The 18,869-nt window shown below is 64.3% G+C and carries 15 protein-coding genes; 12 read left to right on the top strand and 3 right to left on the bottom strand.

Features of this window, described 5'->3' with window-relative positions:
• Nucleotide 1: 1 nt before the first annotated feature.
• The gene (locus NEK97_RS03555) at nucleotides 2-1,063 is read left to right on the top strand and encodes a LacI family DNA-binding transcriptional regulator (protein ID WP_257368519.1); all 1,062 of its coding nucleotides are present in this window, start codon (nucleotides 2-4) and stop codon (nucleotides 1,061-1,063) included.
• A 27-nt stretch (nucleotides 1,064-1,090) separates the two neighbouring features.
• Entirely contained in the window at nucleotides 1,091-2,275 is a 1,185-nt protein-coding gene (locus NEK97_RS03550; RefSeq protein WP_257368518.1) for a Gfo/Idh/MocA family protein, read from the top strand.
• Nucleotide 2,276: 1 nt separating this feature from the next.
• Here the strand turns inward: NEK97_RS03550 and NEK97_RS03545 are convergent, their stop codons facing one another.
• A complete protein-coding gene (locus tag NEK97_RS03545) occupies nucleotides 2,277-3,215 on the bottom strand; it encodes a LysR family transcriptional regulator (protein WP_257368517.1) in 939 nt (312 codons plus the stop codon).
• Nucleotides 3,216-3,324: 109 nt separating this feature from the next.
• On the opposite strand from NEK97_RS03545, the gene tdh reads away from it, so the two are divergent.
• From tdh to hutI, 4 genes are all read left to right on the top strand, one after another.
• Nucleotides 3,325-4,371 (top strand): L-threonine 3-dehydrogenase, encoded by a 1,047-nt coding sequence (gene tdh, locus NEK97_RS03540; RefSeq protein WP_257368516.1) that lies wholly within the window; start codon nucleotides 3,325-3,327, stop codon nucleotides 4,369-4,371.
• Nucleotides 4,372-4,405: 34 nt separating this feature from the next.
• Nucleotides 4,406-5,599, top strand: a complete 1,194-nt coding sequence (locus NEK97_RS03535) for a glycine C-acetyltransferase (protein ID WP_257368515.1) — start codon at nucleotides 4,406-4,408, stop codon at nucleotides 5,597-5,599.
• A 191-nt stretch (nucleotides 5,600-5,790) separates the two neighbouring features.
• Complete coding sequence (locus NEK97_RS03530) at nucleotides 5,791-6,888, top strand: FAD-binding oxidoreductase (protein ID WP_257368514.1); 1,098 nt, start codon at nucleotides 5,791-5,793, stop codon at nucleotides 6,886-6,888.
• 11 nt (nucleotides 6,889-6,899) lie between these two features.
• Nucleotides 6,900-8,132 carry an imidazolonepropionase gene (hutI, locus tag NEK97_RS03525; RefSeq protein WP_257368513.1) on the top strand — a complete coding sequence of 411 codons (1,233 nt, stop codon included), beginning with the start codon at nucleotides 6,900-6,902 and terminating at the stop codon, nucleotides 8,130-8,132.
• On the opposite strand, the gene NEK97_RS03520 is transcribed toward hutI, so the two are convergent.
• Complete coding sequence (locus NEK97_RS03520) at nucleotides 8,133-12,515, bottom strand: endo-alpha-N-acetylgalactosaminidase family protein (protein ID WP_257368512.1); 4,383 nt, start codon at nucleotides 12,513-12,515, stop codon at nucleotides 8,133-8,135. It lies immediately after the preceding gene.
• Between the two features lie 274 nt (nucleotides 12,516-12,789).
• Here NEK97_RS03520 and NEK97_RS03515 point away from each other — a divergent pair, with 274 nt between their 5' ends.
• Genes NEK97_RS03515 through NEK97_RS03495 form a run of 5 tightly spaced genes read left to right on the top strand, consistent with a single transcriptional unit; the run spans nucleotide 12,790 to nucleotide 17,269 of the window.
• A complete protein-coding gene (locus tag NEK97_RS03515; RefSeq protein ID WP_257368511.1) occupies nucleotides 12,790-13,707 on the top strand; it encodes an SIS domain-containing protein in 918 nt (305 codons plus the stop codon).
• A gap of 9 nt (nucleotides 13,708-13,716) precedes the next feature.
• The gene (locus NEK97_RS03510; protein ID WP_257368510.1) at nucleotides 13,717-14,652 is read left to right on the top strand and encodes an ROK family protein; all 936 of its coding nucleotides are present in this window, start codon (nucleotides 13,717-13,719) and stop codon (nucleotides 14,650-14,652) included.
• On the top strand, nucleotides 14,649-15,617 hold the full coding sequence (locus NEK97_RS03505; RefSeq protein ID WP_257368509.1) for a hexose kinase: 969 nt from the start codon (nucleotides 14,649-14,651) through the stop codon (nucleotides 15,615-15,617). Before NEK97_RS03510 ends, NEK97_RS03505 begins: the two co-directional genes overlap by 4 nt.
• Nucleotides 15,599-16,453: a class II fructose-bisphosphate aldolase gene (locus NEK97_RS03500; RefSeq protein ID WP_257368508.1), complete on the top strand. Its 855-nt coding sequence runs from the start codon at nucleotides 15,599-15,601 to the stop codon at nucleotides 16,451-16,453. Before NEK97_RS03505 ends, NEK97_RS03500 begins: the two co-directional genes overlap by 19 nt.
• Before the next feature lie 24 nt (nucleotides 16,454-16,477).
• On the top strand, nucleotides 16,478-17,269 hold the full coding sequence (locus NEK97_RS03495) for a DeoR/GlpR family DNA-binding transcription regulator (protein WP_257368507.1): 792 nt from the start codon (nucleotides 16,478-16,480) through the stop codon (nucleotides 17,267-17,269).
• Nucleotides 17,270-17,278: 9 nt separating this feature from the next.
• Here NEK97_RS03495 and NEK97_RS03490 read toward each other — a convergent pair whose 3' ends face one another.
• On the bottom strand, nucleotides 17,279-17,935 hold the full coding sequence (locus NEK97_RS03490) for a histidine phosphatase family protein (protein WP_257368505.1): 657 nt from the start codon (nucleotides 17,933-17,935) through the stop codon (nucleotides 17,279-17,281).
• An 86-nt stretch (nucleotides 17,936-18,021) separates the two neighbouring features.
• On the opposite strand from NEK97_RS03490, the gene NEK97_RS03485 reads away from it, so the two are divergent.
• A complete protein-coding gene (locus NEK97_RS03485; protein WP_257368504.1) occupies nucleotides 18,022-18,795 on the top strand; it encodes a CPBP family intramembrane glutamic endopeptidase in 774 nt (257 codons plus the stop codon).
• Nucleotides 18,796-18,869 lie beyond the last annotated feature (74 nt).

Genomic DNA, 18,869 nt, shown 5'->3' with positions numbered 1-18,869 from the left:
CATGGCAAAAACAAGCAGCACCGGAGTCCGACCCACCATCCGTATGGTGGCCGAATTGGCGGGCGTCTCCACGGCCACGGTTTCCTATGTCCTCTCGGGTCGCCGCGGTGATGGCGGACCAGGTGTTTCGGATCCGACGGCGGAAAAGGTCAAGGCCGCTGCGGAGCGGCTCGGCTACCGCCCCAATCAGGCAGCCCGTGCCATCCGGACCGGCCGTACCAACACCGTGATCCTGTCGCTTACCATGCTGTCCGATCCCTGGTCCCTGTCCGTCATTGAGGCCGTCCAGAAGGCGGCCGCCCCGCTGGGCATCACACCGATGATCCTCGGAGATGCGGACTGGGTGAAGGTCCTGGGCACGCATAACGCCGACGCCGTGTTCGTGGACGCTGTCAGCAAGGGCCAGCGGGATGAACTTCGTAAGCTCGCCGAGCACGGAACCACCCTGGTGGTCTTCGACGAAGGGTTGGACGCTGAAGGGTTCGACGTTATCCGTTCCATTGCCGGGCCTGGCTGCCGCATGGCCGTGGAGCACCTGCTCCACGGCCATCGGAAGATCGCTTGCCTGACTCCGGCCACGGCCCAGGGAACCTCCGGTGGGGCACGCTACAGGGCCTACTCCGAAGCGCTCGCAGCCGCCGGAATTGCGGAACGGGAAGACTACGTGGGCTTGTTCGATGGCACCAGCGCCGGGGCCTACGCTGCGGCAACGCGGGTACTCAGCATGCCGGACCGGCCTACTGCTATCTACGCCACCACGGATTTCGCCGCAGTCAGCGCCATCAACGCCGCCCAACGCCTGGGGCTGGCCGTGGGCACCGATGTAGACATCATCGGCGTCGGCAACACGGTGGAAGGTGAACGGATGTCGCCGTCGCTGAGCACTGTTGGCCCAGTGGACTTTTTCGACAAGCTGGCCCGGCTGCTCCTGCGACGTGCCACCGGCCAGACCGGAGACTCTGCCGGAGGTGCCGCAAAGGAGCCGGGTGTCCTGGACTTCCCCTGGCACTTGTTCGTGCGTGAATCGGCGCCGCATCGCAGCGCCGCAACCAGACTTTACTAATGAATCAGCAGAAGGAAATTTCACACCATGGAAAAGGATTTGAAGGTCGGCATCGTAGGTTTTGGCCTGCGGTCGGGGCTTTGGAAGCATGCCCACAAGCCGGGCGAAGGCTCTGAAGTCACCATCGTTTGCGACCTCAGCGAACGCGGCCGCGCAGACGCTGCTGAACGCATCCCCACCGCGCGGATCACGGATGATCTTGAGGAGCTGCTGGCCAGCGGCCTGGACGCCGTACTGGTCCTGACCCCCGATAACCAGCACGCCGCCGTCGCCGTCCGTACGCTCAAGGCGGGCATCCCCACCTTCTGCGAGAAGCCGCTGGACATTACCGTGGAGGCCGCGGACCTGATCCTGAAGACTGCTTACCAAACCGGTACCCGGCTCTACGTCGGCCACAACATGCGCCACATGCCGGTGGTGGTCCAGATGCGCCAGCTCATCGAGGACGGCAGGATCGGTGACGTTAAGGCGGTGTGGTGCCGGCACTTCGTGGGCCACGGCGGTGACTACTACTTCAAGGACTGGCACGCGCAGCGGGCCAACGTCACGTCGCTGTTGCTCCAAAAAGGTGCCCACGACATTGACGTGATCCACTGGCTGGCCGGCGGGTACACCAAGCGGGTTGCCGCCGTCGGCGATCTCGCAGTCTACGGCGACGTGCCGAATCGAAGCGATAACGCCGGAAAGCGCATGGGCGACTGGTTCTCCATGGACAACTGGCCGCCCACGGAGCAGAAGGACCTGGCGGAGGTGATCGACGTCGAGGACATTTCCATGATGAACATGGTGCTGGACAACGGCGTCCTGGCCTCCTACCAGCAGTGCCACTTCACGCCCGACTACTGGCGGAACTACACCGTGATCGGCACCAAGGGCCGGATCGAGAACCTCGGTGACGGGCCGGGGGAGACCATCAACGTGTGGACCAGCCGGTCGTCCGGCTATGCCGCGCCGGATGAAGTCATCACTATCCAGGACGGCGAAGGCGGCCACGGCGGTGCGGATCCGCGCCTCATCGATGAATTCCTGCGGTTTGCCTCCGATGGCGGCCAAACCCAGACCAGCCCGATCGCCGCGCGGCAAGCCGTGGTGGCGGGCATCCTGGCAGCCGAGTCCCTGCGTGGCGATGGCTCCGCACAGGAAGTGCCGGAACTCCCGGCCGAGCTGGTGGAATATTTCGACGCCGGCCAGCCCGCCCTGGTCCGCGACTGAGCTAGCGGGGACTGGACAGCTCGATGAGCTCGGTTATGACGGTTTGAAGTGACTCGCAAACCGTCATGACCGATTTTCTTTTGAGAGCCTCAGGCCGGGCGAGGATGTCGATTTTGCGGACGGAATTCACTCCGGCCAGCGGGCGCAGCACCACGCCTGCGTCCAGCACGCGTCGGGCCGTAAACCTGGGCAGCAAACCAATTGCACCACCGGCCGAGACCAGCGCCGCAACGGTGGAATAGTCATTGATGCGGTGCAGCACCTCCGCGGGGCGCCCGCTCACGGCCACGACGGCGGCCAAGACATCCGCGGGGGAGTAGCCATCGCGGCTGGTCACCCAGGTTTCATCGACGACGTCGGAGGGCTCCAACTCGGTCCGGTCCGCCAAAGGGTGATGCGCGGGGAGCGCGATGTCCAACGGCTCGTCGGCCAATGGAATCACCGCGACCTTGTCTTCGGGCCAGGGCGGGCTGTTGTCCATCCGGTGCGCCAGGACAAGGTCGTACCGCGCGGCCAACCCGGGGAAATCCTCCTGGGCCACGTCTTCGTCGGACAGCCGCAGTCGTGGTGACATCCCGCCGTCGGACGCTTTTTCTGCTGCCAGCAGTGCGGCCAAGGGCGCGAACAATGCTTGCCCGGCACTGTGGAAGGCGCTCACGCTGACAGGCGCGTCCGGAGCGTCGTGGTAGGCGCCGATCGCGGCCCGCGCATCTGCCATGGCGTTGACGACGGCGGCACCCGCTTCCGCGAGGACGCGGCCGGCGTCGGTCAGTACCAAAGCCCTGCCCTCCTTGCGGGTTAAGGGCACATCCACCGACCTCTGCAGGAGCGCGAGCTGTTGGGACACGGCGGACGGGGTGACCATGAGGGTCTCCGCCACGGCCTTCACGCTGCCGAGGTCCCCAAGTTCGCGAAGCATCTGCAGCTGATGAATTTCCATTAGCAAATCCTAAATCGTTGATTGAGAAGAATCTAGTTGTGCTAAATCGTTGGCGGAGCTTCAATGGACTCAGCAGCAGCGAAGCAGCCCTAGGCCAGTGAGGAATCCCATGAAGGCTCTCTACAAATCCGGACCCCACGCAGGGTTTGAACTCGTCGACCGTCCCGAGCCCGAAGCCGGCCCCGGCGACGTCAAGATCCGGGTCATGACCACCGGCATCTGCGGCACCGACCTCCACATCCAAAGCTGGGACGCCTGGGCGCAGGGGATCATCGAGGCACCCCTCATCGCGGGCCACGAGTTCTACGGTGAAGTGGTGGAAATCGGCGAGGACGTCCGCGACGTCAAGGTAGGGGACCGGGTCTCCGGTGAAGGCCACGTGGTCTGCGGAATTTGCCGCAACTGCCGTGCCGGACGCCGCCAGATGTGTATCCACACCGTCTCCGTCGGCGTGCAGCGCGATGGCGCGTTTGCAGAGTACGTTGTGATCCCGGAAACCAACGTTTGGGTCCACCACGACGAATCCGTTACCCCGGAACTCGGCGCCATCTTCGACCCCTTCGGCAACGCCGTGCACACCGCATTGAGCTTCCCGCTGGTCGGCGAAGATGTGCTCATTACCGGTGCCGGACCCATCGGACTGATGGCCATCGCCGTCGCCCGCCACGCCGGTGCCCGCAAGATTGCCATCACCGACGTTTCCGCGCCCCGCCTGGAACTGGCCCGGCAGATGGGCGTGGACCTCGCGGTTGACGTGTCCAAGATGCGTGTCCGCGACGCGCAGCAGGAACTGGGCATGCGTGAAGGGTTCGACATTGGACTGGAAATGTCCGGACACCCCACGGCACTGCCTGAGATGATCGACAACATGAACCACGGCGGACGCATCGCCATGCTGGGCCTGCCCAGCCAGTCCATCGACATCGACTGGGGCAAGGTTGTCACCCACATGCTCACCCTGAAGGGCATCTATGGCCGTGAAATGTTCGAGACCTGGTACGCCATGAGTGCCATGCTCTCCTCCAACCCGGTGCTCCACCGCAGTATCTCCGCAGTGGTCACCGACAAGCTCTCCGCATCCGACTGGGAAAAGGGCTTCGACATCGCCCGCAACGGTACCGGCGGAAAAGTGGTCCTCGACTGGACCGAACTCTAACCGGACCGAATTCCCCTCACCCTTAGGAGCACCCATGTACTCAGCCATCAAAGACCAACTGCAGGGCGAACTCGACGAGATCCGCAGCGCCGGACTCTTCAAGACCGAACGCCACATCGACTCCCCGCAGGCCAGCCACATCGCTGCCGGCCAACTCGGCCAGCCCGCCAACAAGGTCCTGAACTTCTGCGCGAACAACTACCTGGGCCTGGCCGACCACCCGGACATCATCGCCGCGGCCAAGTCCGCCATGGACGAGCGCGGCTTCGGCATGGCTTCCGTGCGTTTCATTTGCGGTACCCAGGACCTCCACCTGGAACTGGAGGCCCGCGTTTCGGCGTTCCTGGGCACCGAGGACACCATCCTGTTCTCCAGCTGCTTCGACGCCAACGGGGGTGTTTTTGAGTCGCTGTTCGGTCCGGAAGACGCCATCATCTCCGACTCCCTGAACCATGCCTCCATCATTGACGGCATCCGCCTGAGCAAGGCCAAGCGCTTCCGCTACGCCAACCAGGACATGGCTGACCTGGAAGCGAAGCTCGTTGAGGCCTCCGGTTCACGACGCAAGATCATCGTCACCGACGGCGTCTTCTCCATGGACGGCTACCTGGCACCCCTCGAAGCCATTTGCGACCTCGCCGAAAAGCACGACGCCCTGGTCATGGTGGACGACTCGCACGCCGTTGGCTTCATGGGACCCACCGGTGCCGGCACCCCCGAGCACGCCGGCGTTTCAGACCGGGTGGACATTTACACGGGCACCTTCGGCAAAGCCCTCGGCGGCGCCTCCGGCGGCTACGTTTCCGGCCGCGGCGAGATCGTTGCCATGCTCCGCCAGAAGGCGCGCCCGTACCTGTTCTCCAACTCCCTTGCCCCGGCCATTGTTGCCGCGACCATCAAGGCGATCGAACTGGTCCAGGAATCCGGCGAACTGCGCACCCGCCTCTTCGAGAACGCTGCCCTGTTCCGCCGCCGCATGAGCGAGGAAGGCTTCGAACTGCTCGACGGCGAACACGCCATCATCCCGGTCATGTTCGGCGACGCCGTCATGGCGGCACGGGTGGCGGACCAGATGCTCCAGCACGGCGTTTTCGTCACCGCTTTCAGCTTCCCCGTCGTGCCCAGGGGCGCCGCCCGGATCCGCGTTCAGCTTTCGGCTGCCCACAGCGCGGACGACGTCGAAGCGTGCGTCCAGGCGTTCGTCAAGAGTCGCGCCGCGGTCGCCTAAGCCCGACGCTCTCTCACGTCCCGCCCGTTTGGGCCCAACGCTCTCTCACGTTCCGCCCGTTTGGGCCCAACCCTCGCTCACGTCCTTCAGTAAATTGAGTGAGGGTTTGGGTTTTGTGGGTGGGGTGTGAGTGAGGGTTTGGGTTTTGTGGGTGGGATGTGAGGGAGGATCTGTTCTGACAGGATGGAGCCATGGCTTCGAATTATGACGTGGTAATCGTTGGCGGCGGCATCGGGGGGCTTTCCCTGGCCGCGGCACTGGCAGGCAAATGCACGGTTGCATTGGTTGAGGCCGAACAGTCCTTGGCTTTTCACACGTCTTCGCGTTCCGCAAGGCAACTCATCCCCAGCTATGGTCCGGCCGTGGTGCAGGACCTGACCGTCCGAACACTGGAGATGCTGGGGGAGAGGGATGCGCAGTCAGCGGAGCCGATCCTCACGCCCCGGGGCTTCATGCTGGTGGGGGACGAGGAGACCGTACGGGCGGAAGCCAGCGGCAACATGCACCCTATTTCCCACGATCAGGCCATGCAGCTGTGCCCGGCCCTTAACCCTGATTCCTTCACGGCCGCGGGCCTGGATAATGGGTCGTTCGGCTGCAACGCCCCGCTCCTTCTCGAGGAACACCGCCGTACGGCCGAAGCTGCCGGAGTGGACATCATCACCGGGGCCAAGGTGCATTCGGCACAGCGGCTGGGCAGTGGCTGGCAGGTGGGGGCAGGAACCGAGGGGTTCCAGTCCGGCGTCGTGGTTAATGCGGCCGGTGCCTGGGCGGACGAGCTGGCCGTCATCAGCGGTGTGGAGAAGCTGGGGCTTCAGCCGTATCGCCGGACGGCGGCGATCGTCAACGTCGACCATCCGCTGACGCCGGAAACGCCCATGGTTTGCGCCGCGGACGATTCCTTCTATTTCCGGGCCGAGGGCCGGCAGGTCCTGATTTCGCCGTCGGAAACGGTGCCGAGCGGTGCCGAAGATGCCAAGCCGTACCCTGGTGACGTGGAGGCTTTGATCACCAGGCTCAACGCCGTGACGTCGATGGGAATCCGGTCCGTGGACCGCGCCTGGACGGGGCTGAGGACCGAAGCCGCGGACGGGATCCCGGTGGTGGGATTCGACGCCGAAGCGCCTGGCTTCTTCTGGCTCGCCGGACAGGGCGGCTACGGTTTCCAGACATCGTCCGCCATAGCGGAGCTGGCCGCAGCACTCATCCTGGGGGACGTTGAAGCCGACAGTCCGGAATCCCGGACAGCGGAGCAACTCGCGGCAGTACGCTGGTCCATCCGGCGCTGAACAATAGGGTCATGAGCGGAAACACGAACAGCGGCAGCACACTCATCACCAACATCGGCGAGCTGATGACCCAGGACTTGGAGCACCGGGTCCTCAAGGATGCGGCAATCGTCATCGAAGGTGAGCGCATCGCATGGCTGGGGTCCAGCACGGATGCCCCGTCGGCTGACGAAATGATCGACGCCGAGGGCCGCGCCGTCCTGCCCGGCTGGGTGGATTCGCACTCGCACCTGGTCTTCGCAGGTGACCGCACTGCCGAGTTCGAGGCCCGCATGGCCGGCGAAAGCTACAGCGCGGGCGGAATTGCCGTCACCACCGGCGCCACACGATCAGCCAGCGACGACGAACTGACCCGCCTTGTGCGGGACCGCGTGGCCGAGGCAGTCTCCCAAGGCACCACCTACCTGGAAAGCAAGACCGGTTACGGGCTGGACGTGGAAAACGAGGCCCGCAGCGCCCGAATCGCTGCTGCGGAAGTCGATGAAGTCACCTATCTCGGCGCGCACCTGGTCCCGAAAGGGTCCGACCCGGAGGAGTACACGGACCTGGTCTGCGGTCCCATGCTCGACGCCGTCCTGCCGTACGTCCGGTGGGCCGACGTTTTCTGCGAGCGGGGTGCCTTCACGGAGGACCAGTCCCGCCGCGTCCTGACTGCCGCCCGCGATGCCGGCCTGGGCCTCCGGGTGCACGGCAACCAGCTGGGCGAGGGCCCCGGCGTTGCCCTGGCTGTCGAGTTCGCGGCTGCGAGCGTCGACCACGTTAACTACCTTTCGGACAAGGACGTGAAAGCGCTCGCGGAAACATGGGCCGGCTGGGATCCGGCGACGGGTCAGGGGACGAAGGGGACGGTGGCAACCTGCCTCCCCGCCTGCGACCTGTCCACCCGCCAACCACTGGCACCCGGCCGCGGGCTGATCGATGCCGGCGTGCAGATCGCGCTGGCGGCCAACTGCAATCCCGGCACCTCCTACACCAGTTCCATGGCGTTCTGCGTCACCACGGCCGTGCTCCAGATGCACCTGAGCGTCCATGAAGCCGTCCGCGCGGCAACGTATGGCGGCGCCTTGGCGCTGGGCAGGGAGTCAGGGAACGACGCCGACGGCGAACGGGCGGTGGGTTCGCTCGCCGTCGGCCATCGTGCTGACCTGCACATGCTCAAGGCGCCGTCGGCCACGCACCTGGCCTATCGCCCCGGTATCCCGCTGACGCACTCGGTGTGGCGGGCGGGCGTACGCGCCGTCTGACTATGCGCAGCTGAACTTCGCGTCGGCCCAGTCGCCCCAGTCATCGCCTGCGTCGTCGCCGTTCTTGTCGGCGATCAACTCGATAGTGCTAACACCTGTGATGTCCACGTTGAGGGGCAGTGCTGCCGAGTCGGCGCTGAGGACGGGGGTGCGCAGAAGCTCCCGCCCGTCGCCCTTCACGATGAACACCACTGAGCCGTGCAGGCCCTTGTTCAGCTTGGCGTCGTCGACTCCCACCACGGCGGTGAAAGCGTTGCACTTGGCTTCCGTGGCGATGCTGATCTTCGAGTCGGCATGGACGCCGATTCCCTTGGAGTACACAACGCCGTCGAGCCGCAGCGCTGGCCCGTCGCCAGCGTTCTGCTCACCATTCGCCCGGTCCCGTTCCGCAGGTCCCCAACCGTTGGTGCTGCCGGTCCAGGGCAGGTCGGAGGCGAACACGGTGCCCGACAACACGGGTGCCGGGGGCTCCTGTGCGGTGGAGGAACACGTGAACTTTGCGTCTGCCCAGTCCGCGTGGTCGTTGCCGTTGGAATCACCGGCGTCGTTGGCCACCAGTTCCACGTACTGGGCGCCGGTGACGTCCACGGTGAGCGGCAGGGGAGCACTTGTGGCTCCCAGCACCGGGGTAGTGACCTTGGTGGTGCCGTCAGCCACCACGGAGAACTTCACGCTGCCCCGCGTCGCTTGCGCATCGTCGATGCCCACGATCGCCGTGAAGGCAGTGCAGTATCCGCCAAGGTAGTACCGGATATTACCGTTGGCGTGGGCACCGAGGCCCTTGGCATAAACGGTGCCGTTCAGGGTGAGCGGCGTCCCGTCGCCGGCCCCGGTCCCGCCGTTGGACTGGTCCTTCTCCACGGGTCCCCAACCGTTGGTGGCGCTGACCCAAGGATGGTCGCTGGCGTACACCGTGGCCTGGGGAGGTTTAGGTAAAGTCCGCACCGTGGTGGTGATGCTGAGGGCACGGGTCCCTGCCGGCTCTGTGGTGGTTGAATACTTGGCGCTCGCGGTGATGGGGTAGTCGCCGTCCGCCGAAGCCGGTGCGGTGATCTTCCACGTGGTGGTCAACGTACCTCCGGCGGGCAGGGTTGCAGCCGTGGCGGGAGTGGCCGGGGTTGCCGTCCACCCGTCGGGCAGCGCAAGGGAGATATCCAGCCCGTTGATGGGGGCCGGTTCATCCGAGGTGAAGGTGGTGACGAAGTCCTGGGCCTTGCCCTGCTGGATCACGTCGCCTTGAAGGGCCGCTGAGAGTTGCGCGCAGGCCGGGACCGATTCGGAGGCTCCGAGGTCTTCCACCAGGAGGTTGTCCAGGCTGAAGTCCGAACCGTTGGAGCTGCCCGTTCGCTGCAAACCGACGAAGTAGTCCCCGCAGAAGCCGGTGTCCAGGGTCTGCTCGAACCGGGTAATGGAGGTGGCGGCGTCGATCGCCTGGCTGCCCGTCACTGCCGGGCCGGCTTGCGAGTCGTAGCCTGCGACCCAGGCGTATTGCCCGGCCTTGGAGTTCTGGTAATCGAACGACACCTTGTACTTGTGGCCGGCCTGGAACGGCATGGTTGCCTCGGTGGTGCGGTACACCAGGCCCGGTCCACCGTCCGGGCCAAGGTTTTCGTCATGGGCGATCAGTGACCAGTTTCCGCCCAGTACTTCGTCGATCACGTTGGTGTTCCAGCCCTTTTGGGTGAAGGGTTCGTGGCGCTCGGTGATGTGGGTTCGCGGGTCCGTGGAGCCGCCGGCGTCGCCCTTGACGAACGGTCCCCAGCCTTGGTCCACGTTTTCGAAGTCCTCGCTGAGCACCCCTGTTGTGGCCACCCGGGTGGTTTTCACCGCCCGGAAGTCGTCGACGCGCACTGTGGCATCGCCGTCGGCGGCTGTGACGGCGACTGTGGCTTTGGTGTTGTTGTGGGGAACGTCCACCAGCACGCGGATGCGCTGGAACGAGGTCCCGTGTTTCTCGTCGCCGGCCACGAAGTTCTCGGCGTTGGAGGAATCGATGGTGGTCTTTTCCGTTATCCCTCCAACAGTGACTGAGAGCGTCGTGGGGCGGGTTTTGCCGGGTTCAATTTCCACCCAGGCGCTCACGGATTGGGTTCCGGCGTCCAGCTTCACTTCCTGGCTGATCGACGACGGCGTTGCCCCCAACGCGGCGAAGCGGCGGCCCTTTTCGTCGCGGACCTGCGTGACGGTGCCGGTGAGGTTCCACGGGGAGAGGTCTGCGCCGTTGAAACCGGGGTCGTTGAAGGATGTGCCTTCACCAAAGTCCGCCTTCTTGGGAAGTGCGTTGTCCTTGGCGGTGAGGACGTAGGGCTGCTTGGCATCGGCCGTGACGCTGACCTGGCCGTTGACCACCGGGACATCGGCAACCTTGACGCGGCCGTTGTCGGTCAGTTTGAACAGCTCAAGCGTGCGGGACTTGGCGAACTCCTTGGTCAGGGTCCACGTGCTGGCTCCGCCTGCGGGGTTGTAGTGGTAAAGCTTGTCTGCCTTGCCGTCCTCCTTGGAAGCCCACGGCAGAAGGTACGTTCCACCCTGGAGGACCGATGCGCCGCCAACGGTGATGGTGCGCTCGGCAGCGGTGTTTCCAGTCACGGCCACGCCATCGGCAAGATCGATGCGGTCGGGCGTCCACTTGGTGATCTGGTGATGCTGCAGGAATTTGGCCGGCAGGTTGGCCGTCCACACGTTCTCGCTGAACGCATTGAAGTCGTTCTGCCCGGTCCACCCTTCGAACTCCACAATGTGGCTCACACCGAGCTTGGGGTCCGGGTTCCACACGTCTGATTGGGTGTTGTTGATGAAGCGCAGGATTTGGGAATTGATGCCCTTGTTGGTGGAGCCGCCGTATTTCTCGTCGTTGGCCCAGTGCGACCACGTGTTGTTCCTGGACAGGTGGTCCGCCCATTCGGAGCCCACCCGGAAGCCATTCTTGACGAGTTCCTGCTGCAGCCGTTCGGCGAGCCAACCGAACTCGTAGTAGACGTCCACGTAGACGAAGTCCAGGTTTTTGTCGGTGGCGTCGCGCAGTTCTTTGATGCGTTGGGCGAGCTTGCCGGAGTTGATGTCCTGGCGCTGGTTGATGTAGTAGGACTGGTCCAGCCAGTTCCAGCCGAGGCCCTTGTCCGCCCTCAGGAGGTCTTCGCTGAAGGATTTAGCTTCGGGGTAGATTTCCGTGGCATTGATGTGGACACCGAAGCTGGCGTTCCAGTCCTTGCCTTCCTTGACCAGCTTGTTGAGGTCCTCAAGCCCACCGGCCCGGGTGTTGAAGTTGTTGCCGTAGTCCGTGTTGGCCGAGTCGTGGCCCTCGCTGGTGTAGCCCTTGAGCATCGCCACCTGCCCCAGGCCGTCTGTTGCCAGGGAGATGCGTTTGACGTCGTCAAGGGTGCGGAGGAACGGGTGGGTTGCCTGGGAGGCGAAGTTGAAGGGGATGTGGGTGATCACGTTGTCCGGGGTCTGTTCGCCTTTGTTGGGACTGACTTGGATGGATCTCATGGCGATGGCCGCGTCCTGCCAGTCCACGCCACCGTCCGCGTTGGCGTCGGCTGTGATCGCCACCCGGGTCCACGGCAGTTCCTCGGTACTGTCGGAGCCTTCGGCCCGGTAGAGCCATTGGCCACTCGCCAAGCCCATGGAAACCCCGCCGGCGCCGTCGCTCACTGCCTGGCGCCAAAAGCGTCCGCGGTCTTTGGCGCCCGGCCCGGACGATGTGTCGTAGAGGGCGTTGGATTCAACGGCGGCGCCCAAGGATGCGGTGTTGGCCAGCGCATATGCGGAGCTCTTGGCTGCAGTATCAAGAGGGGTCGAGGCGGTGATGGGTGTGAACTCATCGCCGGTGACGCTCCGGTCCACGGAGAGGTTTGCCGTGGACACCTGGGCGCCTGGCTGCGTGGAGCTGACGGCCACCAGGTTCAGCCGGGGGAGTTGCAGTGTTTTTACTTGGTGCTCCGCCGTGTCCTTGATCTCCGTGACGTTGAACGAGACCACGTTCTTCTTCACGGACAGCCGGGCTTTGATCACGGTATTGCCGAACCCGGGCACGGTGAGGACGTAGTCCCTTGCATCTTTGCCCGAGACAGTCGATGTGCCGCTGACGCTGTACTCCGTGCCGTTGATGGTGATGGTGGCAAGCCGTGCGGTGGTTCCGTCCAGGCGGGCCTTGGTGGCTGTGTCGGTGTAGCCAAGGACTTGCGGAAAGGTGGTGGCCACGTCCACCCCTAGTTGTCCGGAGGTGATGGTGGCGGTGTCGGACGCGCTGATGGTTTCGGAGGGTTGGGTGGCGGCGGAGGCCGCTGCGGGTGGGAGGGCCATGAGGCCCAGCGATGATGAGGCGACGACGCACGCCAAGCTGAGCGAGGCGAGCCGTCCGGGGGATGACAAGCGGGGCATGATGCTCCTTCTTGATTTTTCCAAGCTATTAACAGTCATGTTCTTGCGGACTCAACCAAGACTGCTGCATCGGACAGAAGTTGACAAGAGTTAACAAGCAGTTAACTAAAATGCACACGAAGACACATGATTCCCCATGACCGGCACGGGTCGCACCAATGCGCGGTTCATGAGCAGTCTTCTCCCACGGATGATCCTTGTGAGATCGAAAATGATCGTTTAGTGTTTCTATAGATCAGAAAACGTCATTAACTTGAGTGGGAACGGGAACACGATGAGCGAGAACACACTGGGCGCCTTCATGGAGGAAGAGCTGGTTTCCCAGCCCGAAGTTTGGCAGCGGGCCGTTGAACAGGCGGGATCGGAGCAACTGCTCCCCGCCGACGGCCAGCGCATCGCCGTCATCGGCTGTGGAACATCCTGGTTCATGGCCCAGAGCTACGCGGCTGCCCGCGAATCTGCCGGCAAGGGCGTGACCGATGCGTTCGCTGCCTCCGAGGCTTTCCTGAACCACAACAGCGCCGATCGCCAGTACGACGCCGTTGTGGCCATTACGCGCTCCGGCACCACCACTGAGGTACTTGAGATCCTGGCCGATTTGAAGGGGATCGTCCCCACCGTTGCGATCATTGGTGACACAACGTCTCCGATCATTGACCTGGCGGACACTGTGATTGGCCTGCAATACGCCGATGAGCGATCCGTGGTCCAGACCCGGTTCGCCACCACGGCTTTGGTCTACCTGCTCAGCAGCCTCGGGATCGACGTGCAGCGGGCCATCGAGGACGCCCGTGACGCCGTCAGCGCTCCTGTCTCCCAGGAACTGTTGGACGCGGAGCAGTTCACCTTCCTTGGCACTGGCTGGACAGTCGGCCTGGCCCACGAGGCCGGCTTGAAAATGCGCGAGGCAGTCCAAGGCTGGACCGAGTCGTACCCCGCCATGGAGTATCGCCACGGCCCCATCTCCATCGCTGCCCCCGGTCGTGTCACCTGGTTGTTCGGTGCCCAGCCCGAGGGCCTCGACAATGACATGGCAGTAACCGGTGCCCTGTACGTCCACACAGACAAGCACCCCCTGGCCGAATTGGCCCGGGTACATAAGGTCACCCTGGAACGCGCACGCGTCCGCGGACTCAATCCTGATCTGCCCCGCAACCTGACACGCTCCGTCATTCTCGACGCATCAGCCTAGGCAACCGGCATGGTTCTCGGAGCCGCGGAATCACCTGTCCTGTCCTTCGACGTTGGCGGGACCGACATCAAAGCTGGTTTGGTGGATGCGCGGGGTGAAGTCCTTGGCATGCGCCGGGTCCTTACGCCACTGGACTCCTCCCGGCCGGGCGAGGCGGTGCTGGACCGGCTCGCTGAGCTTGCTGCCGAGTTGGCTGCCGAGTTCCCGGGATCACCCGCCCGGGCAGCCGGAATCATTGTTCCAGGCATTGTCGACTCGGCGGCCGGTGTTGGTGTCTACTCCGCCAACCTTGGCTGGCGCGACTTCCCCTTCACTGCCGAAGCCGAGAAGCGGCTGGGCATCCCCGTCGCTTTCGATCACGATGTTCGATCCGCCGCTGCCGTGGAACACAGCCTGGGTGGGTCCAGGGAGTTCAACGACGTTGTGGTGATGGTGGTGGGAACCGGCATCGCCGCCGCTGTCTTCTCTGGCGGCAAGCCGGTGACAGCGGGCGGGTTCGCAGGGGAGCTGGGCCACGCCCAGGTCCCGGACCCTGATGCTTCCCCCGGGACCGCGGGTTCTACGATCCTCGAAGCCGTCGGCTCGGCCGGAGCCATCGCCAAGCGCTACCACCGCGCCTCGGGAAACAGGGTGAACGGAGCACGCGGTGTGCTGCTCCGCGCAAACGACGGCGACCAGCTGGCGGCCCGTATCTGGGCCGACGCCGTGGACGCCCTTGCCTTCACCATCTGCCAATGCGTCAACATCATCGGAACCGAGGCCGTCGTGATCGGCGGTGGGCTCGCCGAAGCGGGCGAGGAGCTGCTGGAGCCCCTCCGCGCCCGTGTGGACCACATCCTCGATTTCCAGCGACGTCCACAACTGATCCGAGCCCAATTGGGACAGGACGCCGGCCTGTTGGGTGCGGCCCTGAACGCCAGGGCTCTCTTGGGAGGCAAACAGTGAACCGCGCCACCGTGAACCGCATCATAACCGTCACGCCCAACCCGGCCATCGACATGACCTACACCGTGCAGGGCATCACCGAGGGGGCCAGCCATCGCGTCCCGACCCCCTTGAGCAGGGCAGGAGGCAAAGGCATCAACGTGGCCCGCGTGACCCACCAGCTCGGATATCCGGTCCTCGCGATCGCCCCGACCGGTGGCGCGGCGGGGCAAACCCTCGCCGCTGAACTCTGGACCAGCGGGGTTCCGCACACTCTTGTGGGAGTTGCCGCCGAGACGCGGCGAAGCATCGCACTGGTGGACACCGTCGCCGGGGAAACCTCGATCTTCAATGAGGAGGGCCAAGCGCTGCTGCCCGACGATTGGCGCTCGCTCCGGATTGCGGTGGTGGAAGCCGTGAGTGGCAACCGAAACCTTCCCGCCTCGGTGCTGGTCGGCTCGGGCAGCCTGCCGCCGGGCGCGCCTGCTGATTTCTACCCGGAGTTGGTGCGGTTGGCCCACGACGCCGGTATACCGGCCATCATCGACACCTCCGGTCCCGGGATCATCGCTGCCGCCAAAGCCGGTGCCGACATCCTGAAACCGAATCACCACGAACTTGCCGAGGCGACCGGCGAGTCCAGCCTTGAAGCGGCTGCCCTGTCGCTGATTGCCATGGGTGCCCGCACGGTGCTGGTCAGCGCCGGCGCGGACGGCATGCTCGCCTTCGACCATGCGGCCCCGGGCGGTTACTGGAGCGCCCGCTTGCCTGAGGCGCTCAGCGGCAACCCCACAGGGGCGGGCGACGCCGGTGTGGCGGCGGCCGCCGTCGCACTCGCCGAAGGCGTCACTGAACCACGCGAAATCCTTCGCCGGGCCACAGCCTGGTCCGCCGCGGCGGTTCTCATGCCCGCAGCGGGCGAAATCTCGCCGCGCTACCAGGAACTTCAAGACCAACTGATCGTGACATGGAAGGAGACCCAGTGACCCTGGTCAACACACGGGAGCTGATGGACTCAGCCGCAGCCAGCGGCACGGGCCAAGGCGCATTCAACATCATCCACATCGAGACAGCCGAGGGCCTGGTCGCCGGCGCGGAGGCGGCGGGGGTCCCGCTCATCCTGCAGATTTCCGAAAACTGCGCGAAGTATCACGGCGGCCTGGAACCCATCGCGACAGCGGCCCTTGCAATCGCCCGTTCTGCTGCCGTTCCCGTCGCCCTCCACCTGGACCATGCCGAGTCCGAGGACCTCGCGCTCGCCGCGGTCGATCTTGGCTTCGGTTCGGTGATGTACGACGGCGCGCACCTTCCGTATGAGTGGAATGTCGAAGTTACCCAGCGCGTTGCCACATACGCCCACGCAAAGGGCGTCTACGTTGAGGCCGAGCTCGGGAAAGTCGGGGGCAAGGACGGAGCCCACGCGCCAGGCGTCCGGACCGACCCTGCAGAAGCCCATGCATTCGTTGAAGCTACTGGTGTGGATGCCCTGGCAGTGGCTGTCGGCTCGTCCCATGCCATGACCGAACGCAGCGCCGCCTTGGACCTGCACCTGATCTCCCGGTTGAAGTCAGCGGTAGGCAAGCCATTGGTCCTCCATGGCTCCTCCGGCGTCACAGACGAGGTGCTCGTAGCTGCTATCGCCGCGGGTATGACTAAAATCAACGTATCCACACATTTGAACGGGTTCTTTACCCGCGCCGTCCGTGAGTACCTCGATGCCAACCCTGCAGTGGTGGATTCCCGGAAGTACATCAAGGCCGGCCGGGATGCCCTGGTGCTGGAGTCCGCACGTATGCTGACGCTGTTCGCCAAAGCGAAATAGCAAGGAACCCGCGAAAGGCTCGTCATGACCCGCACCGATCGGCTGACCGCCATCCTCGATCTCCTGGCCGAGTCCGGCCATGTGGAAGTCGAGGACATCGTGACGCGTTTGGGCGTGTCGCCTGCAACGGCCCGGCGGGATCTCGACAGCCTCGCCAAGCAGCGGCTGCTCAGCCGAACCAGGGGAGGCGCCACCACCGGGTCCGTTGCCTACGACCTCCCCGGGCGGTACAACCGGGACGATCATGCCGAAGCCAAGCAGGAAATCGCGTTGGCCGCGTCGTCGTTGATCCGCCCCGGAGCCGTGATCGGCCTCAGCGGTGGAACCACCAACACGGCCCTGGCCCAGCTTCTCTCCACCCGCGAGGACCTGAACGCGCCGTCAAACAGGCCTACGTTGACCGTCGTGACCAACGCCATCAACATCGCCTCCCAACTGGCAGTCCGGCCCAACATCAAGATCATGGTGACCGGCGGGATCCTGAATCCCCGTTCCTACGAACTCGTGGGCCCCTACACGGATGTCATCATGCAAAAGGTGGCGTTGGACATCGCCTTCATCGGCGTCAACGGCGTGGATCCGGACCTCGGCCCTACCATCACCGATGAAGGCGAAGCCATGGTCAACACAGTGATGGCACGCCGGGCCACGGAGTCCTACGTCGTGGCCGACTCCTCCAAAGTGGGCCGGCGCTCTTTCGCGGCCATGTCCGGCTACGACTTCCGGCACCTCATCACCGACTCGGGCATCAGCGCCGAGGACAAAGCTGCGTTTGAGGCCAAGGGCACCGAGGTCATCGTTGCCCCTGCCGGCTAGGGTCTGCTGCTAGAACCGCATCCTTGGCGCGTGCAGCACAGAGTCGTCCACGTCCCTGGGCACCCACTGGGTGAACGGCAGGTCCAAACTGTACTGGTCGTCGTCGTTCTTGATCAGCGTGCGTAACTCGGCGTTCTCCGGGTTGTTCAGCGACTCGAAGTACTCCACCGTCCAGTGGAACCAGCGCATGCAAAACAGGCGCATTGTCAGGCCGTGCGTCACGAGCAGCGTGTTCGGTGCATAGGTGGGCTTCTGCCAATGGCGGTACAGCGTTTCCATGAACGAGGACACGCGGTCGTACACGTCCGAGCCTGACTCGCCCTCGCGGAAGCGATAGAAGAAATGGCCGTAGAGGTTGCGGAGCTCTTTTTGGTCCTCGATGTCTCCGGCTATCTGGAAGTTGGCCCAGTCCTGTTCGCGCAGCCGGGGCTCCTCGACCACCCGCTCCACCAGCGGGCCAAGGTTCATGGCTTCAAGAGTCTGATAGGCGCGCAGGTACGGTGAAACGTAGACGCAGACCTGCTCGCCGTCGAGCTTCCGGCGAAGGTCCTCACCGGCGATCCGTGCCTCCTCCAGACCTTGGTCCGTCAGGGGGATCCGATAGTCCGGCACACGGTTGTAGATGGACGTGTCGGCATTCGCGGCGGACTGGCCGTGCCGAATCATGAAAATTCTCCCAGGGGCACCCATCCCACCAAGCATAGGGCGGCGGTTCCCGGCAAAGTGGCAGGAACTGCAGGCAAGATAGGTACATGTTCCTTGCCTCCCAACGCCGGCTGCGCGCCGAAGTGCTGATTGTGCTTGGTCTTTCCCTGGGGCAGTCGGCCGTCTATTCGGTGGTGCAGCTGCTGGACAAGATGACCCGGGCGCCGTTGGCGGATGCGACCTCGACCTTGAACAGGTCCCAAAGCACCCGCGAATACTTCGACCTCACGTACCAGTTGCTGGACATCGTGTTTGCCTTGGTGCCTGTGGCTCTGGTGTTCTACTTCCTGTCCACGCATGTCCAGGCAAACCGGAATGGCGACAACGGATCAGCGTTCGCCCGGCTGGGGTTCAATTTCGCCCGGCCCGGCAAGGACCTGCTCCACGGCCTGGGACTGGCAGCAGCCATCGGTATTCCTTCGTTGGGCCTTTACGCGGCAGGAAGGGCACTGGGCATCACCACGGCGATTGTGCCAAGTGGCCTGGACGCGTACTGGTGGACGGTGCCTGTGCTGATCCTGTCCGCGATCCGGCACGGGATCGTGGAGGAAGTGATCGTGGTCGGTTACCTGATGGACCGCTTCGGTAAATTCGGGTGGAGCACGCCGGTGGCCATCGCTGTCAGCGCAGTCCTGCGCGGGAGTTACCACCTTTACCAGGGCTTTGGGCCCTTCATTGGCAACGTCGTGATGGGCCTGCTCTTCGCCTGGATCTACACGAAGACCAAGCGGGTGATGCCCTTGGTCATCGCCCACGCGTTGCTGGACATTGTAGCGTTCGTTGGGTTCAGCCTCTTCGGGAAGGCAGTGGGGCTGGGGTAGGCGGCCGTTAAAAATATCCGGCCGCCATCGGTGGGTGACGTCATTGGCACCCGCTGATGGCGGCCGAAGCTTTT

The organism is Paenarthrobacter sp. UW852 (genome assembly GCF_024608385.1).
GTDB lineage: Bacteria > Actinomycetota > Actinomycetes > Actinomycetales > Micrococcaceae > Arthrobacter.
Note: the sequence above shows the minus strand (reverse complement) of the source record. Positions and strands in the feature narration are given on the sequence as shown.